Annotated in this window: 14 protein-coding genes; 6 read left to right on the top strand and 8 right to left on the bottom strand. The window is 69.7% G+C overall.

Annotated elements, in window-relative coordinates; translation table 11 throughout:
- Nucleotides 1-258 precede the first annotated feature (258 nt).
- The 4 genes from AB0C19_RS04355 to purS form a co-directional block, all read right to left on the bottom strand.
- Nucleotides 259-1,014, bottom strand: a complete 756-nt coding sequence (locus AB0C19_RS04355; RefSeq protein WP_357179512.1) for a 2-phosphosulfolactate phosphatase — start codon at nt 1,012-1,014, stop codon at nt 259-261.
- A 4-nt stretch (nt 1,015-1,018) separates the two neighbouring features.
- A complete protein-coding gene (gene purL, locus AB0C19_RS04350) occupies nt 1,019-3,688 on the bottom strand; it encodes a phosphoribosylformylglycinamidine synthase subunit PurL (RefSeq protein ID WP_357179150.1) in 2,670 nt (889 codons plus the stop codon).
- Between the two features lie 67 nt (nt 3,689-3,755).
- Nucleotides 3,756-4,439: a phosphoribosylformylglycinamidine synthase subunit PurQ gene (purQ, locus tag AB0C19_RS04345; protein WP_091396055.1), complete on the bottom strand. Its 684-nt coding sequence runs from the start codon at nt 4,437-4,439 to the stop codon at nt 3,756-3,758.
- Nucleotides 4,436-4,699, bottom strand: a complete 264-nt coding sequence (gene purS, locus AB0C19_RS04340) for a phosphoribosylformylglycinamidine synthase subunit PurS (protein ID WP_030491392.1) — start codon at nt 4,697-4,699, stop codon at nt 4,436-4,438. The genes purQ and purS overlap by 4 nt, the downstream gene beginning before the upstream one ends.
- Before the next feature lie 356 nt (nt 4,700-5,055).
- Between purS and AB0C19_RS04335 the strand changes: the two genes are divergently transcribed.
- Nucleotides 5,056-5,739, top strand: coding sequence for a trypsin-like serine protease (locus AB0C19_RS04335; protein WP_357179146.1), 684 nt, complete (start codon nt 5,056-5,058; stop codon nt 5,737-5,739).
- A gap of 24 nt (nt 5,740-5,763) precedes the next feature.
- Entirely contained in the window at nt 5,764-6,327 is a 564-nt protein-coding gene (locus AB0C19_RS04330) for a YbjQ family protein (protein WP_357179143.1), read from the top strand.
- Nucleotides 6,328-6,503: 176 nt separating this feature from the next.
- On the opposite strand, the gene purB is transcribed toward AB0C19_RS04330, so the two are convergent.
- Entirely contained in the window at nt 6,504-7,928 is a 1,425-nt protein-coding gene (gene purB, locus AB0C19_RS04325) for an adenylosuccinate lyase (RefSeq protein WP_328651494.1), read from the bottom strand.
- A gap of 174 nt (nt 7,929-8,102) precedes the next feature.
- Between purB and AB0C19_RS04320 the strand changes: the two genes are divergently transcribed.
- Nucleotides 8,103-10,421: a PKD domain-containing protein gene (locus AB0C19_RS04320; protein ID WP_357179138.1), complete on the top strand. Its 2,319-nt coding sequence runs from the start codon at nt 8,103-8,105 to the stop codon at nt 10,419-10,421.
- 257 nt (nt 10,422-10,678) lie between these two features.
- Nucleotides 10,679-12,985 (top strand): PKD domain-containing protein, encoded by a 2,307-nt coding sequence (locus tag AB0C19_RS04315; RefSeq protein WP_357179135.1) that lies wholly within the window; start codon nt 10,679-10,681, stop codon nt 12,983-12,985.
- Between the two features lie 67 nt (nt 12,986-13,052).
- Here AB0C19_RS04315 and AB0C19_RS04310 read toward each other — a convergent pair whose 3' ends face one another.
- Nucleotides 13,053-15,395: a hypothetical protein gene (locus AB0C19_RS04310; RefSeq protein WP_357179132.1), complete on the bottom strand. Its 2,343-nt coding sequence runs from the start codon at nt 15,393-15,395 to the stop codon at nt 13,053-13,055.
- Complete coding sequence (locus AB0C19_RS04305) at nt 15,388-16,359, bottom strand: glycosyltransferase family 2 protein (RefSeq protein ID WP_357179509.1); 972 nt, start codon at nt 16,357-16,359, stop codon at nt 15,388-15,390. Before AB0C19_RS04305 ends, AB0C19_RS04310 begins: the two co-directional genes overlap by 8 nt.
- A gap of 279 nt (nt 16,360-16,638) precedes the next feature.
- On the opposite strand from AB0C19_RS04305, the gene AB0C19_RS04300 reads away from it, so the two are divergent.
- On the top strand, nt 16,639-18,963 hold the full coding sequence (locus tag AB0C19_RS04300; RefSeq protein ID WP_357179129.1) for a PKD domain-containing protein: 2,325 nt from the start codon (nt 16,639-16,641) through the stop codon (nt 18,961-18,963).
- Nucleotides 18,964-19,141: 178 nt separating this feature from the next.
- The gene (locus AB0C19_RS04295) at nt 19,142-21,469 is read left to right on the top strand and encodes a PKD domain-containing protein (RefSeq protein ID WP_357179126.1); all 2,328 of its coding nucleotides are present in this window, start codon (nt 19,142-19,144) and stop codon (nt 21,467-21,469) included.
- 67 nt (nt 21,470-21,536) lie between these two features.
- Here AB0C19_RS04295 and AB0C19_RS04290 read toward each other — a convergent pair whose 3' ends face one another.
- Nucleotides 21,537-22,829: an acetyl-CoA C-acetyltransferase gene (locus tag AB0C19_RS04290; protein ID WP_357179123.1), complete on the bottom strand. Its 1,293-nt coding sequence runs from the start codon at nt 22,827-22,829 to the stop codon at nt 21,537-21,539.
- Nucleotides 22,830-22,861 lie beyond the last annotated feature (32 nt).

Here is a 22,861-nt window from a genome sequence, read left to right as displayed (position 1 = left end):
ACGGCCAGCCCGCCGGGCGGAACCGACCTGACACCCCACCACCGCCGCCACCGACCGAGCGCGGCGGTCGCCGCCTCGACTGGCTGGACGACTGACCCCACCACAGCACAGCGGAACGGCCACCCGGATCCGGGTGGCCGTTCCGCTGTACTAAGACCAACCCGGCCCCGCACCGATCTTGCAGTTTCGGTCAACTTTACGGGCGGAATGCCCCTTACGTCGGGACAGAAAGTGCAAGATCGCGGGATGGGGGCGCGGTCAGGCGGCGGAGAAGACGCCCTGGTGGAGCACCGGCACGACGTCCGACACGCCGATCCGGACGGCGACGTCCACGTCCGCGGCGAAGCCGCTCTCGGTCAACTCCCGTCCGGAGACGCTGCCGCGCACCGCGGCGGGCAGATCCGGTGTGCTCGCCAGCGCGGCGAGCGCCATGGCCGCCTCCACCGAGAGCCCACCGGGCACACCGGAGAGGGCGTCCAGCACCGAGGCGGCGCCGAGTTGGTCCTCCACCGACGGGCGCAGCGACCCGTCCGGCCACCGCTCCCCCGAGGCGATCACGCCGATCGGGGCGTCCAGCGTGCCGTACCCCTGGCGGCGCAGCCATTGCCCGACGGCGCGTGCGTTGCGCAGGCACGCCGCTACCACCGGCAGGCCGGTGGCGCTGGCGGCGGCGCTGATGGCCGAGCCGTTCGGGGAGGGCAGCACGAGGTCCGCCACCACGGGTGCGCTGCTCAGCGCGGCGGGCGAGAGCGACCACGGATGTTCCGTGGTCGTCTGCCGCCGCCCGACCGCAGCGGTAGCACCGACCCGGAGGGCGTACTCGGCTGCCTGCTCACCCCAGGGGAACGGGTGCACCCGCATGCCCCTGGCGACCGCCACCTCCACGGCGGTGGTGAACGAGAGAACGTCCACCACCACCAGCGCCGCGCAGACCCGGCCGAGTTCGGCCGCCCCGGTAAGCCCCCAGTCGAACCGGGCACCCGATCCGGGTTGGCCGTAGACGGCGGCCGTCAACGCCTCAGCGCTCGTCGGGCGACGGCTCGGTGACACCGGAGTCAGAATCGGACGCCCCGCCGGGCTGCTCTGACCCGATCGGCTCGACCGCGCCGGTCTCCGGAGAAGGACCCGAGGAAGCGATCGGCTCGGAGACCACCGCTGCCGCGTCGACCGGCTCGGCCTGCGCGACAGGCAGCGGGACGGCCTCGACCGCACCGGCCACACCGGCAGCCGGCGCTGGCACCTCGACGGCCGCCGAGCCCCCGAAGAGGCGCGGCAACGTCTCGGTGTGCGCGGTGCGCAGCTCGTCCAGGCCGATCCGGAACTGGCCGTGCACCTCGAGCGCACCACCGGACGGGTCGGTGACGCCGATCAGCTCGAACGGCACACCCCGCTCGGCGCAGAGCGCCGCGAACGCCTTGTCGTGGCCGCGCGGCACCGAGACCAGCGCCCGGGTGGCGGACTCGCTGAACAGGTAGACGAACGGCATCGAGCCCTCGGCGAACTGCTCCGGCACCGCGACCCGGGCACCGACGCCGCGACGCAGGCAGGACTCGACCAGGCTCTGGGCGAGCCCACCGTCGGAGAGGTCGTGTGCGGAGGCCAGGTGACCGACCCGGGCCGCCTCGGCCAGCAACTCGGCGAGCGCCTTCTCGCGGAGCAGGTCGACCTGCGGCGGGATGCCGCCGAGGTGCTCGTGCGTCACCCAGGCCCACTCCGAGCCGGACAGCTCCACGTTCGTCTCGCCGAGCAGGTAGAGCTGGTCGTGGTCGCCACCGGCGCGCGGCACGAAGCCCATCGGCACGCGGTCGGCGACGTTGTCCAGCACGCCCAGCACACCGACCACCGGGGTCGGGTGGATGGCCGCCGCGCCGGTCTGGTTGTAGAAGCTGACGTTGCCGCCGGTCACCGGGATGCCCAGCTCCAGGCAGCCGTCGGCCAGGCCGCGCACGGCCTCGGCGAACTGCCACATCACGCCCGGGTCCTCCGGTGAGCCGAAGTTGAGGCAGTCGGTCACGGCGATCGGCTTCGCGCCGGTCACCGCCACGTTCCGGTACGCCTCAGCCAGGGCCAGCTTGGTGCCGTTGTACGGGTCCAGTCGGGCGTACCGGCCGTTGCCGTCGACCGACAGCGCCACACCGAGGCCGGTCCGCTCGTCGATCCGGATCACGCCGCCGTCCTCCGGCTGGGCGAGCACTGTGTTGCCCAGCACGTAGCGGTCGTACTGCTCGGTGACCCAGCTCTTGTCGGCAAGGTTGGGCGACGCGATCATGCGCAGCACGGTCTCCCGCAGCGCCTCCGGGTCGGCCGGGCGGGGCAGCGTCTCGGCCCGGTCGGCCTGGAGCAGGATCAGGTCGGCCGGCTCGCGCATCGGCCGGGCGTAGACCGGGCCGTCGTCGACAAGCGAACCCGGCGGCACGTCGACGACCAGGTGGTCCTGCCAGGTGATCAGCAGTCGACCCGGGCTGCCGTCCGGCTCCGGTGCGGTGACCTCACCGATCGCGGTGGCGAGGACGCCCCACTTCTCGCAGGTCTTGAGCACCGCGTCGAGCTTTTCCGGCTCGACGACCAGCAGCATCCGCTCCTGCGACTCGCTGGCCAGGATCTCGTGCGGGTCCATCGAGGGCTCGCGCAGCGGCACCCGCTCCAGCCAGACCCGCATGCCGGTGCCGGCGGCGGCGGCGGTCTCGGTGAGCGCGCAGGTCAGGCCGGCGCCGCCGAGGTCCTGGATGCCGACGACCAGCTCGGCGTCGTACAGCTCGAGGCAGGCCTCGATCAGCAGCTTCTCGGTGAACGGGTCGCCAACCTGCACGGCGGGGCGGCGCGCCTCGCTGCCCTCGTCGAAGGTGGCGCTGGCCAGCACCGAGACGCCGCCGATGCCGTCGCGGCCGGTCTTGGCGCCCATCAGGACGACAACGTTGCCCGGGCCGGCGGCGGCCTTGTTCTGCAGCCGACTGACCGGCAGCACGCCCAGGCAGAGCGCGTTGAGCAGCGGGTTGCCCTGGTAGGAGGGGTCGAAGACCAGCTCACCACCGATGTTGGGCAGGCCCAGGCAGTTGCCGTAGCCGCCCACGCCAGCGACCACACCGGTGAGCACCCGGGCGGTGTCCGGGTGGTCAGCGGCACCGAAGCGCAGCGGGTCCATCACCGCGACCGGGCGGGCACCCATGGCGAGGATGTCCCGGACGATGCCACCGACGCCGGTCGCCGCGCCCTGGTACGGCTCGACGAAGCTCGGGTGGTTGTGCGACTCGACCTTGAAGGTCACCGCCAGCTCGTCGGAGATCTGCACGACACCGGCGTTCTCACCGATGCCGGCGAGCATCCGGTCGCTGTGCGGGGCCTTCTCGCCGAACTGACGCAGGTGCACCTTGCTCGACTTGTAGGAGCAGTGCTCGCTCCACATGATCGAATACATCGCCAGCTCGGACTGCGTGGGCCGGCGGCCGAGGATCTGCCGGATCCGGTCGTACTCGTCGTCGCGCAGGCCCAGCTCGGTGTACGGCTGAAGCTCGCCCGGGGTGCCACCGGCGCGCGGCACGGTGTCCACGCCCTCGGTCCAGACGGCGGCGGCCGGCTGGGCGGGAGCGGTCGCCGGTGCGGACGGCTGCGCCGCGCTCGGCTCGGCCGGCTGCGCCGGGGCGGAGTACGCCTCCGGTGTGTCCCGTACCGGGTCCGGATGGGTGGTCATGACCTCTCCTCGCTGCGCTCGTGCCCGCCAGGCCGGCGGTTGAGCTGACCGATGATCGTGCCGCCGGTCATGCCGGCGCCCCCACCAGGTGCTTGAGGACCGACGTGAAGAAGCCGAGGCCGTCCAGCGAAGGGCCGGTGAGCGCCTCCACCGCGTGCTCGGGGTGCGGCATGATGCCGACCACGTTGCCGGCGGCGTTGGTGATCGCGGCGATGTCGCGCTGGGACCCGTTGGGGTTGCCGCCGACGTAGCGGGCGACCACCCGACCTTCGGCTTCGAGCTGGTCCAGCGTCGCGGTGTCCGCGACGTAGCAGCCCTCGCCGTTCTTGACCGGGATGAGCACCTCCTGGCCGGGCTGGAACGCGTTGGTCCACGCCGTCCCGGCCGACTCGATGCGCAGGACCTGGTCCCGGTTGCGGAAGTGCAGGTGCTGGTTGCGGGTGAGCGCGCCGGGCAGCAGGTGCGCCTCGCAGAGGATCTGGAAGCCGTTGCAGATGCCGAGCACGGGCAGACCACCCCGGGCGGCGTCCACGATCGTCTCCATCACCGGGGCGAACCGGGCGATGGCACCGCACCGTAGGTAGTCACCGTAGGAGAAACCGCCGGGCAGGACGACAGCGTCGACACCGTGCAGCTCCGGGTCGCCGTGCCAGAGCCGGACCGGCTCAGCGCCGGCGATCCGGACGGCCCGGGCCGCGTCCCCGTCGTCGAGCGAGCCGGGGAAGGTGACCACACCGACCCGGGCGGTCACGAGCGGGCGTCCGCGGTCTCGTCGGCCTCGACCAGGCGGACGGTGAAGTCCTCGATGACCGGGTTGGCGAGCAGTTTGTCGGCAATCTCCCGAGCGCGGTCCAGGTCCGGTTCACCGGTGAACTCGATCTCGATCCGCCTGCCGATCCGAACCGAGGCGACGTCACCGACGCCGAGCCGGGGCAGCGCGTTTGCGACGGCCTGGCCCTGCGGATCAAGGATCTCGGGCTTGAGCATGACGTCGACGACGACGCGAGGCACTGGGCACTCCTGACTGTGTACGCAGTTGGGTGCCGACCCACAATGGGCGAGCGCAGCCAGCGTACCTGGCAGATATCGCCGCGGACGCACCGGCCGGGTGCAGTTCAGGCAGTGATCGACATTACTGACGCTCAGTCTGACCTGTCAGGCGCTACAGGTGGCCCTAGCAGGATAAATACGGCGCAGCGGGTGGCCGAATCGTTACATTGGGCAACCTCGATCACCTCCTTGATAACGATCGCGTCGCGCCCTACTCTACATCGACGTAGGTCGATTTCGCCGGCCCCGGGAACCCCCGTTGCCGGCACCATCCGCACCCGGCGACCCCGGGTCCGCCCCGTCAAGGAGTCCACCCGATGCGCATCCGCCCCCTGCTCGCCGTACTCAGCACCGCACTGGTCGGCGCCCTCGGCGTCACGTCCGCCGCGTCCGCCGCCCCCGCCGGCCCGCAACCCATCATCGGCGGCGGCACCGTCTCCTCCGCCCCATGGGCCGCCGCGGTGCTCAGCAACGGCTCGTTCACCTGCTCCGGCAGCGTCATCGCCGCGCAGTGGGTCCTCACCGCCCGGCACTGCATCAGCGGCACCATGTCGGTGCGCGTCGGAAGCGTGAACCGCACCTCCGGCGGGGTCACCCGCACGGTCAGCGCCACCTACACCCGAAACGACCTCGCGCTCATGCGGCTCTCCAGCACCGTCAGCACCTCCGCGGTGAGCCTGGCCAGCAGCAACCCGCCGATCAACTCGACGAACTCGATCTACGGCTGGGGCATGACCTGCTACAGCGGCTGCTCGGCGTCCACCGTGCTGAAGACCGCCACCGTGCGGGTGACCAGCAACAGCGCCACCGACGCGTACGGCGGCCAGGCGATCCGCAGCTCCCGGATCAACGGCAACGCCTGGCGCGGCGACTCCGGCGGCCCGCAGTTCTACAACGGCCAGCAGGTCGGCGTCGCCTCCACCGCCGACGGGTCGAGCATCCAGAACTACGGCAGCGTTGCGTACAACCGGGCCTGGATCACCTCGGTGGCCGGTGTCTGACGGTTAGCGCCCCGCTCGGCGCGGATGGTCGGCCACGTGCCGGCCGTCCGCGCCGCGTCGTTTTGCAGCATCCGATCAGGTGAACAATGCACACGATCGGGTCGCGCCACTCCTGACAGCATCGGAACCGTGCTGGTCGTGACGACAGAGCAACTGCCCGGCTACGAGATCCGCCAGATTCTCGGTGAGGTGGTGTCATCGATGGCCAGGACGCGCAACCCGTACCGCGAGGGTGTGAAGAACCTGCGCGGTGGCGCGTACGACCCGATGGCCCCGGACAACCTGACCCGGTGGCGCACCGACTCGGTGGCCCGCCTCGGCGAGGAGGCCCTGCGGCTCGGCGCGAACGCGGTGATCGGCATGCGGTTCGACAGCCGGGACTGTGGCGAGATGTGGATGGAGATCTGCGCGTACGGGACGGCAGTGGTCGCCGTACCCAAGATGCCCGAGGTCATGCCGGCCGACCAGCCGGCGGTCGCCGCCGGAACCGCGGAGGTCGCGGGAATCACGGAGTCGCCCGGCGGCATCGCCGAACCCGCCAGCGCCCCCAACCTGAGAACCGCCGCCGAAACCCCAACCGGCGAATAACCCACCAACCCACCCACCCACCCACCCACCCACCCCTTTCCCCTGTTGATCAAGAGGTTTCGGTCAGCAGGGAGATCGAAAATGACGCAAACCTCTTGATCACCCGGGGGTGGGGGGTTGGGGGTTGGGGGGTGGGGTGGGGGTTGGGGGTTGGGGTGGGGTGGGGTGGGGTGGGGTTAGAGGATGGGGGGTGGGGAGTAGGTGGCCGCTTCTGGGTGGGCGGTTACGACAGTGGTGATTCGGCTGGTTACCGCTGCCACCTGGGCTTGGGCGGCGCCTACGAAGGCGTTGCGGTCGGCGACCAGGGTGTCGATGTCGGCGCGGGACAGGCCGAGTCGGCCGTCCGCTGCCAGGCGGTCGAAGAGGTCGTTCTCCGGTGAGCCCTTCTCGCGCATCGCCAGGGCCACCGCCACGGCGTGCTCCTTGATCACCTCGTGGGCGACCTCCCGGCCGACGCCCCGCCGGACCGCCGCGACCAGGATCTTCGTGGTGGCCAGGAACGGTAGGAAGCGCTCCAGCTCCCGGTTGATCACCGCGGGGTACGAGCCGAACTCGTCGAGCACTGTGAGGAACGTCTGGAACAGCCCGTCGGCGGCGAAGAACGCGTCCGGCAGTGCCACCCGGCGGACCACCGAGCAGGACACGTCCCCCTCGTTCCACTGGTCACCGGCCAGCTCGCCGACCATCGACAGGTAACCCCGAATGATCACGGCGAAGCCGTTCACCCGCTCCGAGGAGCGGGTGTTCATCTTGTGCGGCATCGCACTGGAACCGACCTGACCCGGCTTGAAGCCCTCGGTCGCCAACTCCTGACCGACCATCAACCGGATCGTGGTGGCCAGCGACGACGGCGCGGCGGCCGTCTGGGCCAGCGCGGCCAGCACGTCGAAGTCGAGCGAGCGCGGGTAGACCTGCCCGACGCTGTCCAGCACCCGGGAGAAGCCCAGGTGCTCGGCGACCCGTCGCTCCAGCTCGGCCACCTTGTCGGCGTCGCCGTCGAAGAGGTCGAGCTGGTCGGCGGCCGTTCCGACCGGTCCCTTGATCCCCCGCAGCGGGTAGCGGGCGATCAGCTCCTCCAGCCGCTCGTACGCGATAAGCAGCTCCTCCGCCGCCGACGCGAAGCGCTTGCCCAGCGTGGTGGCCTGCGCCGCCACGTTGTGCGAACGGCCGGTCATGACCAGCTCGGAGTGCTCGTGGGCCAGCCAGGCCAACCGGGCCAGGGTGGCCACCACCCGGTCGCGGATCAGCTCCAGTGAGGCGCGCACCTGGAGCTGCTCGACGTTCTCGGTGAGGTCCCGAGAGGTCATCCCCTTGTGCACGTGCTCGTGCCCGGCGAGCGCGCTGAACTCCTCGATCCGGGCCTTCACGTCATGCCTGGTGACCCGCTCCCGCTCGGCGATCGAGGCGAGGTCGACCTGGTCGAGCACCCGCTCGTACGCCTCGACAACGCCGTCCGGCACCGGCACGCCCAGGTCGCGCTGAGCGCGGAGAACGGCGAGCCAGAGCCGCCGCTCCATCCGTACCTTCTCCTCCGGGGACCAGAGGGCGACCAGTTCGGGCGAGGCGTACCGGTTGGCCAGCACGTTGGGGATCGTCGTCACGTGCCTCATTCTCTCCTACCCGGCGGGTCGCCCATCCGCGAGGCCACTACCGATGCCGGTGGGACAGGTTGGCCGTTTTGTCACCCGGGGCGGTGCGTTACCCGCCGGTATCGGATCATGGCTCCATCTGATCTCCGGCGAAGCCGAATCCACCCTTCACGACAGAGGGCATGCATGCGTAAAAGATCCCTCGCCGGCCTCACCGCGATCGCGGTGACCGGCGGCACCCTGCTGGCCACCGGCGCACCCGCCCAGGCAGACGACCCTGTGATTCTGTACGTCAAGCAGGCCGATGCGAACTGCTCCGACCAGGGGCCCGGCACCGAGGCCGATCCGTTCTGCACGATCGGTGCAGCAGCCGCCGTGGTGACCGCCGGCGGGACGGTTTGGGTCGACGGCGGCACCTACGCCGAGCGCGTCACCCTCACCAGCTCCGGCACACCGGAACTGCCGATCTCCTTCGTCGCCAAGACTCCTCGCACCCCGGTGACGCTCGTCGGTCCGAACGCGGGGCTGGTCGTCGACGGCCAGCACGACATCTATATCCAGGAAATCAATGTCAGTGGGTCTGCCGACGTGCCCGCCCTCGATCTGCGGAACGCCTCGAACGTAGTGGTCGCGGGCGGCAGATTCACCATGGCGAACGTCGCCACCGCGCCCGCCATCCGACTCGCCAATGCGACGTGGACATGGCTGGATGGCCTCATCGCCACCGGAGCGGCGCTCGCCGACGGATTGACGATGGATGCCTCCACCAGCGACGTGCGCGTTAGCAACACGCTGGTGTCGACCGCCCCGAACCACGTCGCCGCCGATAACGGCGTGGGCATTCGAGTCGACGGGCCGCGCAGCACGATCGTTGACGGCGATGTCGCCGGCTTCTCCGGAGCTGCCATCTCGGTGGGCCCTGCCGCCGCCGGGACGGTGATCGCCAACAACCGGATCCTGGGCGGGATCGGATACGGCATCCACAACCGCGGAGCCGTGGGCACTGACATCGCCAACAACGACATCCAGGACCGTTGCGTGGGCGGCGTCCGGGTCGACGGGGCGTCGTCCCAGGTCTCGGTACAGAACAACGTGCTCCGCAACAACGGCGCCTTCAACCAGGGCTACTGCGATCCGCAGGCCCCCGAGGGTGCCGAGATCGGGGTCTACGACGCGGCGCCGAGCGGCACGGTGATCGATTACAACAACACCTGGCATCAGTCCGCGTCCGCGACCGGCTACTCGTGGAACGGAACCAGGATGGGTCTCACCCAGTTCCGCACCGTCTCCGGGCAGGCCGCACACGATCGGTACACGTCCTCTGTCCGGGACAACGTCGACTCGGCGAACTCGACGGCACCTGGCTACCAGGAGCTTGACACCAGCGGAAAGCCACGCCGGGACGATCCGGCCGTGGCGAACACCGGCGCAGGCCCGATCGCGTACGCCGACCGTGGCACTACGGAGTCCATCAAATACCCGGTGTCGTCCTTCGACGCCACTGTGGACCTCGCCACGAGCACTGTCAGGGTGGACGCCTCGGCCTCGACGCCGGGCTTCGTGCCGATCGATAGTTACGAGTTCCGTTGGGGCGACGGCACCTCCTACACGAGCCAGTCCGGTCCGATCGCCACGCACAAATACGCCAAGCCGGGCACCTATGACGTCACCGTTGTCCCCAGGGGCAGCGACGGCCTGGTCGGCAGCAGCACCGAGCAGGTCAGCGTGCTGCGGCGGACCGCTTCCGTGGGCCTGCTCGCGATGTCCAACCGTCGCTACGTGGGTACATCCGCGCCGGTTCTCCTGCCGAACCAGGTCGGGTTGACCGCCTCCGCGCAGTACGACCTGGCGGACGCCGGCAACGGGCAGGTGGCCCTCGTCGCGCGGGCCAACGGCCGCTACGTCACGCAGTCGGCCAACGAAGCACTCAACGCCGAGAGTCAGGTGGTCGGCGCCTTTGAGAAGTTCACTGTCGTCCGCAACAGTGACGGCACCGTCAGCCTCAAGGCGAGCAACAACCTGTACGTCACCGCGGACGCCAGCGGCACCATCTCGATGAGCGCCAGCCGGTCCACCATCGGCGCCTGGGAGAAGTTCGCCCAGGTCCCGGTCGCCGACGCGAACAGGTCACTGAAGGCCAGCGTGAACGGCCGTTTCGTGATTGCCGACGGTGCCGGTGTGAAGCCGCTGATCGCGAGCGCGGCGACCGCCGGTAGCTGGGAGCGATTCGACTTCGCCGACCTCGGTAACGGTCAGATCGCTCTCTTCGCCCGCGCCAACAGCCGTTTCGTGTCCGCCGACGGCGCAGGCACCAAGCCGCTGATCGCGAACGGCCCGGCCGTCAGCACCTGGGAACGGTTCACCGTGGTCCGCAACAGCGACGGCACTGTCAGCTTCAAGGCCGGCATCAACAACAAGTACGTCAGCGCCGACGGCGCGGGCAGCAAGCCACTGATCGCCAACGGCCCGGCCATCAGCACCTGGGAGAAGTTCACCCTCGGCTGAGCCAGATCACCACCTCGACGCCCGCCAGACCGTCCGGTCTGGCGGGCGTCGTCGCGTACGAGCCAGCGGAGCTTGTCAGAGGGTGACGGAGGCGATCGGGCGACCTTGCCGGCAACGGGCCACCCAATGAAGAGATCACGAACTTCTCGTTGCACATCGCTCAGATCGGTACATCAACGACGATCGCGGCCGGGGCCACACGTCCCAATACCGCATGATCATCTTCGTACTCCGGATCCCTCTCCTTGAGGACACTCATGCGCGCACCGCTTCTCGCTGGTCTCGCCACCGTCATCCTGACGGGCGGAACCCTTGGCGTCACCGTCCCGGCCCAGGCCAATGACCTGACAATCCTGTACGTCCGGCAGGCGGCGACCGACTGTTCCGACCAGAACGCCGGCACCCTCGCCCAACCTCTCTGTTCGATCGGGGCCGCTGCGGCGATCGTCACCGGCGGGCAGACCGTCGACATCGGTGCCGGCAGCTACCGCGAACGCGTCACGGTGAGAACCTCCGGCACCCCGCAGCAGCCGGTCGTATTCGTCGGCACCTCGGCGAGTCTGGTCGGGGAGAATTCTGGTTTTGTCATCGACGGCCAGCACGACATCGTGCTCCAGAATATCCAGGTCAACGGATTGGGCGACCTGCCCGCCGTCGACGCCCACGACGTCTCGGGCATCACGATCCGCGGTGGCCGCTACTCGTTGAACAGCTCCTCAGCAATACCCGTGGTCCGATTCGCGGCGGTGACCAGGTCAAGCCTGACGCAGACGAGCATCGTCTCGGGGAAGGCCGCCACCTCTGGGGTGACAGTGGACGCCGCGAGCAGCGGCGTGGACATCTCAGGCACGACCGTGTCGGGCAACGTCAACCGTTCCCTTGACGTACCCAGCGTGGGGATCCGGATCGACGGGCCCGGCAACACGGTCATCGGAAGCAGCATCGGCGGTTTCACCGCAACGGCTGTCGTCCTGGGAACCGGTGCGGCAGGCACTGTGGTGGCCAACAACGTGGTCACCGCCGGAGCCGGCCGCGGCATCCACAACAACGGGGCCACCGGCACCGCGATCACCAGCAACAGCATCAAGCAGCGCTGCCTCGACGGCATCCGGGTCGACGGGGCCTCTTCCGGAGTCTCCATCCAGAACAACGTGCTCGATTCCAACGGCTTCGCCGGACGGGTCGGGTGCGACCCGAAGGCTCTCGATGGTGTCGAGATCGGGATCTACGGTGACGCTGTCGGCCGGACGGTGGTCAACTACAACAACGTGCACCACCATCGCACCGACTCCTACGCCTGGGGCACTCCGACCAGCCTCGCCGGGTTCCGGGCGGCATCCGGCCAGGCCGCTAACGATCGGGAGACGGAACAACAGCGGGACAACTACGATTCGGCGAACTCCGCGGCACCCGGGTTCCAGAAACTGGACCGGACCGGCACCCCGCGCGTGGATGACCCTGCGGTGCCGAACACCGGCGCCGGCCCGGTCACCTTCGCCGACCGGGGCGCGGTGGAGACGATCCGGCCTCCGGTGGCCTCCTTCGACGTCACGCTCAGCCTCGCGCCGCAGAAGGTAACTGTGGACGCGTCCGCCTCCACCCCGGGCTTGAATCCGATCAAGTCCTACGAGTTCACGTTCGGCGATGGCAGCGTCGTCACTCAGTCGAGCCCGGTGGTTGCGCACACCTACGCCAACCCGGGCAACTACAGCCTGTGGATCAAGGTCACCGGGACCGATGGGCAGTCGGCGACCAGCTCTCAACCGATCAGCGTGCTCTACCCGACCTCGACAGTGGGTCTGCTCACCATGTCCAACCGTCGCTACATCGACGCGGGCAACGCCACCACCGGCCTTCGGGCGAACCAGCTCCGGCTGGGCGCCACCGCGCAGTTCGATGTCGTGACGGCCGGCAATCACCAGGTCGCGCTCTTCTCTCGCAGCACCGGCCGATACCTCGCCATCGGAACCGCCGACCCGACGGCGATGACCGCGACGAGTCAATCGGTGGGAGCCCGGGAGACATTCACCGTCGCGAAGAACACTGATGGCAGCATCAGTCTCAAGGCGAGCACAGGTCAGTACGTCACTGCCGATCCGAGCGGCACCGTCCCGCTGACGGCGAGCCGGCCCACGATCAGCACTTGGGAGAAATTCCTCCAGGTGTCGACCACTGACACGAACAAGTCGTTGATGGCCCGGGTGAACGGGCGCTACGTCAGCGCCGACGGCGCCGGTTCAAAGCCGCTGATCGCGTCCGCCCGGACCGCCAGCACCTGGGAGCGGTTCGACCTCGTGGACCTCGGCTCCGGGACGGTCGCCCTGCTCGCGCACGTCAACAACCGCTTCGTTTCCGCCGATGGCGTCGGCACCAAACCGATGATCGCCGCCGCCCCGGCGGTCGGCAGCTGGGAAATGTTCTATCTCACGCGCAGCGCCAGCGGCACGGTGAGCTTCCAGGCCGCCATCAACGGCCGTTACGCCAGCGCCGACGGCGCCGGTTCAAAGCCACTGATCACGAACGGCCCGGCCATCAGCACCTGGGAGACGTTCACACTCGGTTGATCCACATCACACGATCGGCGCCCGCCAGACCCTCGGGTCCGGCGGGCGCCGTCGTGCGGAGGCCCAGTCAGCGCAGCTCGTAGACCGTGACGCTGCCGGAGACGAGGTGTACCTCCGCCAGATCGGCCAGCGCGGGCGACACCTCGCCGGCCCGGGTGTCGGCGAACAGCCAACGGACCCGGTAGTCGGCGCGCAGCCGGTCCAGGTCGGCCGCTGTGGGTGCTCGGAACACCCTCTCGTTCAGCGCGAACCGGGTCGGGTCCGGCGGATCCTGCCGTACGTAGCCGAGACCCCGCCGTCCGTTGGCCGCAAGGGCGGCGTCGGTGTAACCCCAGCTCTCCACCACCGTTCGGTGCCCACCCAGTCCGGTCACCCAGTAGGCGCGGGCGTCGCAGTGCGCGGTGGTCGGCACCGGTCGGCAGTGCACGTTGGTGGCCACCACGTCGTCGTCCGCGGCGTGCTCGTCCAGCCACAACGCGGCCCGCATCTCCGCTGCCGTCACGGTGGACGGCTGCGCGACCGACGCGGGCAACCCAGGTGCGACCTGGACGTCCCGGACGGCACCGTCGACGCCCCGGGCGACGCTCGCGCCCAGCAGCGCCGCCGTGACGCCGGCCAGCGCCACCGCCACGGTCCGTCGCCGCCCGCCGCCGCCCCGGCGACCCAGCAGCGCACGGACTCCGACCGCGACGAGCGCGCCCAGCAGGAGTAGGACCGCGAGCCGCAGGTACGACCGGCCGAGGACGCCCATCCAACCCGCCATGGTCGCGGCCGGCCGGGGCATCATGGGCACAAGGAGATACGAGGCCACGCCGAGCACCGCCGCGGACACCGCCACCGGCCACGGCGGCCGGACGAGGGTGAGCAGCCACACGGTCAGCACGGCACCGAACGGGAGCACGTCCAGCCAGAAGTAGACCTGGCTCAGCGACGGATGGTGCAGGGTCCAGATGCCGCCCGCGCCAGCGAGCACCGCGCCCGACAGCAGCCAGGGTGCCGGATCGGCACGGCGTGGCCCGGCGAGGACCAGCATGCCGATCAGCCGGGGCAACTGCACCAGCAGCCACCAGCCGAGCAGGACGAACGTCAGCAGCCAACCGGACGCCCCAGCCCTGCTCAGACCGAACGGCAGCAGCCCGCCGCCGCGCACCCCGTCGCCCGCGCCGATGGTCTCCCGGTACTGCGGCATCGCGTGCAGGAACGCGAACGCCTGTGGGGCCAGGGTGCCCGCTCCGCCTCCGGCGAAGAGGAGATAGCCGACGCCCATCGGCACCACGAGGCAGATCAGGGTCCCGAGCGCCGGCCAGGGCACCCGCCGTCGCTTCTGCCACCAGGTGGCGGCGACGGCCACGGCGACGCCGGCGATCAGCGGCGGCAGCGCGCTGGACTTGGCGCCGGCACAGGCCAGCCCGAGTGCCGGCAGCAGCGCCCAGGCCACGCCCAGCGGCCGCCCGCGTACGGCATCGACGCAGATGCCGGCGAGCAGCACCAGCAGCGGCAGGACGTACGTCTGTGACGGGCTGGAGAAGGAGAACGCGAAGGCGCCGTCCGCGATGGCCGAGTTGACGGCCACCGGCATGCCGAGGCCGGCCGCCGCGCCCGCCACCGGACCCGCCCACCAGCGGCCGGTCAGGTCCCGGGCCAGGCCGGCGGTGACCAGCACGCTGACGATGGCAACCGGCGCCAGCCACAGCCGGAGCAAAACCGTCGCGGGTGGAATACCGGTGATCATGCTGCCGGCGGCCATGTGCGCGTCGGACAGGTAGTGGTAGCGCAGCGGCTCGCCGGCCAGCTGCGGCAGCTGGAAGGGCAGGTCCCGGGTCAGCTCCTGGACCAGCGACAGGTGGTAGAGCAGATCCTGGTAGTAGCTGTGGTTCACCGGCGGGAGCGGCACCAGACGCCACTGCGCGACGGCCCACAGCAGCACGAGTAGCAACACCGCGACCACGGACCAGTGCCAGGCGAGGGGAAGCGGCCGGCGGGCCCCGACCCGCCAGTGCCGACGTAGCCGGGGAACTGCCAGGAAGGCCAACACCAGGGGCACTGGCCACCACCGCAGCAGGTGCTGCTGACCGGTGGCAGCCGCGGCGACCCAGGCGCCGAGTTCGAGGAGCAGGCCGGTGGCCGCGCCGTACCCCAGGTCCTCAGGCAGGTTGCCGCGGCCACCGCGTACCGCCCGGTGCACCAGGGTGCCGGGTAACACCACTGCCAACGACCAGTAGGTCACGTAGCGGAGCACGTCGGCGGCGGGCACGTCGGTGTACGACCAGGCGGCCGGCAACGCGGCGAGGAGCACCGACCAGGGCAGGGCCGCGACACCGGCGGACCGGAGCGACCGGGCGGGTCGTCGGTCTAAGTGCGGCGCGGGTGCTGGGGCCTGTCGTTCCACCAGCCCGAGCGAGTCAGCCACGGGCGCTACCCACCGGCGCGGCGGGAAACGGGGAGGTCAGCTCGGTTTCCGCCGAGTCGGCACCGACGTGGTACGTCGGTCGACCCTGCACTGTCGCGTAGATCCGCCCGACGTACTCACCGAGCAGGCCGAGACAGACCAGTTGCACGCCACCGAGGAGCAGGACCGCCACGAAGGTCGACGTCCAGCCCGGGATGGTCAGACCACGCAGGTACGCCACGACGCCGAACCCGATGAGGCCGAGACAGGCCAGGAAGCTGATCGCACCTAGCCAGGTGGCGAGACGCAGCGGCGCCGCGGAGAAGTTGGCGACGCTGTCCCAGGCGAGCGCGATCATCCGGGGCAGCGGATATTTCGTCTCGCCCGCCGCCCGAACCTCCCGGGAGTAGCGCACCTCCGCGCTGGCGAAGCCGAGCGCGGGTACCAGTAGCCGGTAGACCGGGGTGCGTTCGGGCAGCTGACGCAGTGTTTCGATCACCTCCCGGCTGACCAGCCGGAAGTCGCCGGCCTGGGCGGGCACCTCGGCACCGACGAGCCGGCGCATCAGTCGGTAGTAGAGCTGCGCGGTGCGCCGTTTGAACACGGTGTCCGTGCTGCGGTCGGCTCGTACGCCGTACACCACATCGACGCCCTGCTCACGGGCCACCCGCAGCATCTCGGCGACCGTCTCCGGCGGGTCCTGGAGGTCGGCGTCCAGGCTGACCACCCACTGCCCACGGGCGCGGTACAGCCCGGCGGTCAACGCCGCCTGGTGTCCACTGTTGCGGCGCAACTGGAGCAGGCGCAGTTGCGGCCAGCTCCGCGCATGGGTGAAGAGCACCGAGACTGTGTCGTCCCGGCTGCCGTCGTCGACGGCCACCACCTCGTACTCGACGCTGAGCGCGTCGAGCACCGGACGTAGCCGGGCGATCAGGGCCGGGATGACCGCGGCCTCGTTGTACATCGGAATGACGACAGACAGCACCAACACTTACCGGCCCCGTTCCGGACGCAGGTGTCATCGAACGCACCTCGTTCGGGGGTGCGGACGGTCACCGTTACCCGACAACCTCACGGGCTGTCGGCCACCCGTTGAACAGGACGTGAACGTCTATCCGCCGGCCACTTCGATCCGCTGCGACCAGGACGATCACGCGGCGGGTGGCCGTTTTGTCACCCGGGTCAACGCCGCGGCTGTTGATCATGCAAGATCGCCTTATCTGACTCCCGGCGTCGCCGGTTCCTCCTCATCTTCGAGGCCCGCATGCGTAAATCCTCCTTCGCCGCTTTCGCGACAGTCGTACTGACCGGCGGCGCCCTGGTGGGCACCGCGCTGCCCGCCCAGGCGGACGCTCCGACGACGCTCTACGTCCGGCAGAACCTCGCCACCGGCTGCTCCGACCAGTTCCCGGGGACCTTGGCGCAGCCGTTCTGCACCATCAGCGCCGCGGCAGCGATCGTCACCGGCGGGCAGACCGTCGACATCGGCGGCGGTGTCTACATGGAGCGAGTCAGCGTCACCTCGTCCGGCACTCCGCAACAGCCGATCGTGTTCGCGAGCAGCTCCACCTCCGCCACCCTGAGCGGCGCATCGGCCGGCTTCGTGATCGACGGCCAGCACGATGTGGAGCTTCAGAACATCCGCGTCGTCGGGTCGGGTGACGTGCCGGCCGCGGATGTGCGCAACTCCTCGGGCATCACCATCCGGGGCGGCACCTACGCCCTGCACACTCCCGCGACGTCGCCGGTGATCCGGTTCGCCGGTGTAACCGGCTCGAGCGTGTCGAAGACAAGCGTCACTGGGTTGACCTCCGCCGCCGGCATCACAGTGGACGCCGCAAGCAGTGACGTGGACATCCAGGGAACGACACTGCAGGGCTACGCCAACTACTTCCTTGCCGATGACACGGTCGGTGTCCGGATCGACGGGCCGGGCAACTCGTACGTTGGTGGCCGCATCGACGGCTTCACCAGCGCGGCGCTCGCGCTCGGACCCGCCGCGGCCGGCACCGTGGTGGCCAACAACGTGATTTCCGGGGGTGGCGGCCACGGCGTGCACAACAACGGGGCCACCGGCACGGCGATCACCAACAACACCATCAGGGACCGCTGCCGCGACGGCATCCGCGTCGACGGAGCATCGTCCGGCGTTTCCGTGCAGAACAACGTGCTGATCGCGAACGGCTACTTCAACCAGGGCTACTGCGAGCCGGCGTTCCTCGACGGTGTCGAGATCGGCGTCTACGGTGGGGCCGTCGGGAAGACGGTGGTCGACTACAACAACGCCCACCACTACTACAACGACTCACCGCAGATCTACGCCTGGAACACCCGGATGGGTCTCGCCGCGTTCCGGGCCGCCTCCGGCCAGGCCGCGCACGACCGCGAGACGGGACAGGCCCGGGACGACATCGACTCGGCGAACTCGGCGGCCCCCGGTTACCCGACCCTCGACCACGCCGGCTCGCCGCGCGTCGACGACCCGACCGTGCCGAACACCGGCGCCGGCCCGGTCACGTACGCCGACCGTGGAACCGTGGAGACTGTCCGAAGCCCTGTAGTGTCGTTCGACGTCGCCCTCAACATCCAGGCGCGCTCGGTGAGCGTGAACGCGTCCGCCTCCACCCCCGGTCTCAATCCGATCGCGTCCTACCGGTTCTCGTTCGGTGACGACAGCGTCGTCACCCAGTCCAGCCCGATCGCCTCGCACACGTACGCGAACCCGGGTAGCTACCAAGTCACCGTCACGGTCACTGGCACCGACGGCCGGTCGGATACTCGCCATACTCAGATCAGCATGCTGCGGCCGACCGGGACCGTTGGTCTGCGCGCCCTGTCCAACCGCCGCTACGTGAGTTACCAGACCGGCTTCGGGCTTCGACCGGACCAGGCCGAGCCGAGCACCATTGCCCAGTTCGACCTGGCGGACGCCGGCAACGGCAAGGTCGCCCTCTTCTCCCGGGCGGCCGGTCGCTACGTCGCCATCTCCCAGTTCGACCACGTCACGTTGACCGCGGACAGCGTTCTCGTGGACGTACGCGAAATGTTCACGCTGGTGCGCAACGGCGACGGCACCATCAGCCTCCAGGCCCCCATCACCACCCAGTACGTGACTGCCGACCCCAGCGGCACGCTTGCCATGAGCGCCAGCAGGCCCACCATCGGCACCTGGGAGAAGTTCCTCCAGGTCGTCGCACCGGACGCGAACCGATCCTTGAAGGCCCGGGTCAACGGTCGCTTCGTCAGCGCCGACGGCGCGGGGACCAAGCCGTTGATCGCGAGCGCGGCGACCGCCAGCAGTTGGGAGCGGTTCGACGTGGTGGATCTTGGCAACGGGCAGGTTGGCCTCCTCGCCCGCGTCAACAACCGTTTCGTGTCCGCCGCCGGCGCAGGCGCCAAGCCGCTGATCGCGGGCGCATCGACGGCCGGCAGCTGGGAGCGGTTCACAATGGTCCGCAGCAGCGACGGCACTGTCAGTTTCAAGGCCGCCGTCAACAACAAGTACGTCAGCGCCGACGGCGCGGGCAGCAAGCCACTGATCGCCAAGGGCCCGGTCGTCAGCACCTGGGAGAGGTTCACCCTCGGCTGAGCCCAACCGCACTGTCGACGCCCGCCGGAACCCTCAAGTCCGGCGGGCGTCGCCTTGCACACACCGGCGGAGTGGCCGTTTTGTCACTGCGGTCAGCGCCTCAATCGGCCGGTGATGCATGATCACCTTTACTGACTTTCCGGCGATCGCCGGCTCCTCCTCATCCCCGAGGCAAAGCATGGGCAAATCCTTCCTTTCCGGTCTCGCGACCGTCGTGCTGACCGGTGGTGCCCTGGTGGCCACCATCCTGCCGGCCCAGGCGGACGCTCCGACGACGCTCTACGTCCGGCAGAACCCCGCCACCGGCTGCTCCGACCAGTTCCCGGGCACGTTGACGCAGCCGTTCTGCACCATCGGTGCCGCGGCTGCGGTGGTCACGGCCGGCCAGTCGGTGGACGTCGGCAGCGGCAACTACCGGGAGCGCGTCACGATCCCCACGTCCGGCACGCCTGAGCAGCCAGTCACCTTCTTCGCCAGTAACGTGGCAACTCTGACCGGTGCGACCGCCGGCTTCGTGATCGACGGCCAGCACGATGTCGTACTCAAGAATCTGCGCACCAACGGGTCGACAAGCGTCCTGCCCGGCCTCGACCTGCGCAACTCCTCGCGGATCACCATCCAGGGCGGCAACTTCGCGATGGACACCTCATCGACCGCGCCCGCGGTCCGGTTGGCCGGTGTCACCAGGTCGACACTGAAGCAGATCAACGCCAGCGGGCCGACCCTGAACGCCGGAATCATCATCGACGCCGCGAGCAGCGACGTGCTGGTCAAATCAGTGAACGTATTGAGCAGCGCCGGGTACCGGACACCCTCCGACGGCGTCGGCGTTCGGATCGACGGGCCGAGAGTCAGCATCCTCGACAGCAAGGTCAGCGGCTTCACGGGCGCGGCAGTCGCCATCGGGGCCGGCGCGGTCGACACCGTAGTGGCCAACAACCAGATCGACGGTGGCCCCGGCCACGGGGTGCACAACAACGGTGCCGCTAACACGGCGATCACCAACAACACGATCCGCAACCGCTGCCGCGACGGGATCCGGGTCGACGGAACTTCGTCCGGCGTCTCCGTGCAGAACAACGTGCTCACCACGAACGGCTTCTTCAGCCAGGGCTACTGCGACCCGGCCTTTCTCGACGGTGTCGAGATCGGGGTCTACGGCGGGGCCGTCGGAAAGACCAAGGTCGACTACAACAACGCCCACCACTACTACAGCGACTCCCCGCAGATTTACGCCTTGAACACCCGGATGAGCCTCGCCGGTTTCCGGGCCGCGTCCGGGCAGGCCGCACACGACCGGGAGACGGGACAACCACGAGACGACATCGACTCGGCGAACTCCGCGGCCCCCGGGTTCCCGGCACTCGACCGCATCGGCACCCCGCGCATGGACGACCCGGCCGTGGCGAACACCGGTGCCGGCCCGATCACCTACGCCGACCGTGGCGCGGTGGAGACCATCAGGCCGCCGGCAGCGTCGTTCGGCGTCAGCATCGATCTCGGAGCGCTCTCGGTGAAGCTGGACGCCTCCGCGTCGAAGCCAGGCTTCCATCCGATCAAGTCCTACCGGTTCGAGTTCGGTGACGGGTCCGGGGTCACCCAGAGCACGCCGGTGGCCTCACACACGTACGCCAACCCGGGCACCTACAGCCTCAGCGTCGAGGTGACCGGAACCGACGGTCGGACGAACACCAGCACCCAGCGGTTCAGCGTCCTACGACGGACCGCGACGGTGGGTCTCCTCGCTCTCGCCAACCGCCGCTACGTCGACGGGTACGGCACGCCGACCGGTCTCGTGCCGAGCAGGCCCGAGTTCGGCCTCGCCACGCAGTTCGACCTCACCGACGCAGGCGGTGGCCAGGTTGCACTCTTCTCTTACGTCACGGGGCGGTACGTCAGCCGGACCTACAGCGGCGGCCCTGACTGGCTGCACGCCATGAGCCAGGTCGTGGACGCTCCGGAGCGGTTCAACCTCAACCGGAACAGCGACGGCAGCGTCAGCCTCAAGGCCGACAACGGCCTGTACGTCACCGCCGATCCCAGCGGCGCCGTGCCGCTGGCCGCCACCCGACCGACGATCGGCACCTGGGAGAAGTTCCACCAGGTCAAGGCCACCGACGCCAACCGGACGTTGAAGGCGCGGGTCAACGGCCGCTACGTCAGCGCCGACGGCGCGGGCAGCAAGCCACTGATCGCCAACGGCCCGGCGGTCAGCCTCTGGGAGCGGTTCGACGTGGTGGATCTTGGCAACGGGCAGGTTGGCCTCCTCGCCCGCGTCAACAACCGTTTCGTGTCCGCCGCCGGCGCAGGCGCCAAGCCGCTGATCGCGGGCGCATCGACGGCCGGCAGCTGGGAGCGGTTCACAATGGTCCGCAGCAGCGACGGCACTGTCAGTTTCAAGGCCGCCGTCAACAACAAGTACGTCAGCGCCGACGGCGCGGGCAGCAGGCCACTGATCGCCAAGGGCCTGGTCGTCAGCACCTGGGAGAGGTTCACCCTCGGCTGAGCCCAACCGCACTGTCGACGCCCGCCGGGACCCTCGGGTCCGGCGGGCGTCGCCTTGCACACACCGCTCAGCGTTCCAGGATGGCGGTCACGCCCTGACCACCGGCTGCGCAGATGGAGATCAGCCCGCGCCCGCTGCCCCGCTCGGCCAGCAGCTTCGCCAGGGTCGCCACAATGCGCCCGCCGGTGGCGGCGAACGGATGCCCGGCGGCCAGCGACGAACCGTTGACGTTGAGTCGGTCGGTGTCGATCGCGCCCAGCGGCGCGTCCAGGCCGAGCCGGTCCTTGGCGAACTCCGGCGACTCCCAAGCGGCGAGGGTGGCCAGCACCTGCGACGCGAACGCCTCGTGGATCTCGTAGTAGTCGAAGTCCTGCAACGTCAGCCCGGCGCGGGCCAGCATCCGGGGCACCGCGTACGCGGGTGCCATCAGCAACCCCTCGTCGCCGTGCACGAAGTCCACGGCCGCCGTCTCCGACCAGCTGAACCAGGCCAGCACGGGCAGGTGGTGCGCCGCCGCCCACTCCTCGCTGGCCAGCAGCACCGTGGACGCGCCGTCGGTGAGGGGTGACGAGTTGCCGGCCGTCATGGTGGCCTGCTCGGCGTCCGGGCCGCGGGTGCCGAAGACCGGCTTCAGCGAACCGAGCTTCTCCAGGCTGCTGTCCGGGCGGAGGTTCTGGTCTCGGGTGAGCCCCAGGTACGGGGTCATCAGGTCGTCGAAGAAACCCCTGTCGTACGCGGCGGCCAGCCGTTGGTGCGAGCGCAGCGCCAGCTCGTCCTGGGAGCGCCTGTCGATCTGCCAGCGCACTGCGGTCCCTGCGGCGTGGTCGCCCATGGAGAGGCCGGTACGCGGCTCCGCGTTGCGCGGGATCTCCGGCTTGAACGGCTGGAGCGGGCGCAGCTTCGCCGCGATCTTGAGCCGTTCGCCCAGCGTGCGGGCCGAGTTGAGCTTGAGCAGTGTGCGGCGCATCTCCTCGTTGACGGCGAGCGGGGCGTCGGAGGTGGTGTCCACACCGCCGGCGATGCCCACGTCGAGCTGACCGAGGGCGATCTTGTTGGCGACCAGGATCGTCGCCTCCAGGCCGGTGCCGCAGGCCTGCTGGATGTCGTACGCCGGGGTGTGTGGGTCGAGCCGGGAGCCGAGGACCACCTCGCGGGTGAGGTTGAAGTCGCGGGAGTGCTTGAGCACCGCACCGGTGACCACCTCGCCGATGCGCTGCCCGGCCAGCCCGTAGCGGGCGATCAGGCCGTCGAGCGCCGCGCCGAGCAGGTCCGCGTTCGACGCGTCCGCGTAGCGGGAGTTGGAACGGGCGAAGGGGATGCGGTTGCCCCCGATGACCGCGACCCGCCGAATGCTCTGCACGATCCGCCTCCTCGACATGTGTTGCTCGAACC

Source organism: Micromonospora sp. NPDC048842 (genome assembly GCF_040649935.1).
Classification (GTDB): Bacteria; Actinomycetota; Actinomycetes; order Mycobacteriales; family Micromonosporaceae; genus Micromonospora; species Micromonospora hortensis.
This window is presented reverse-complemented; position numbering and strand designations above follow the sequence as displayed.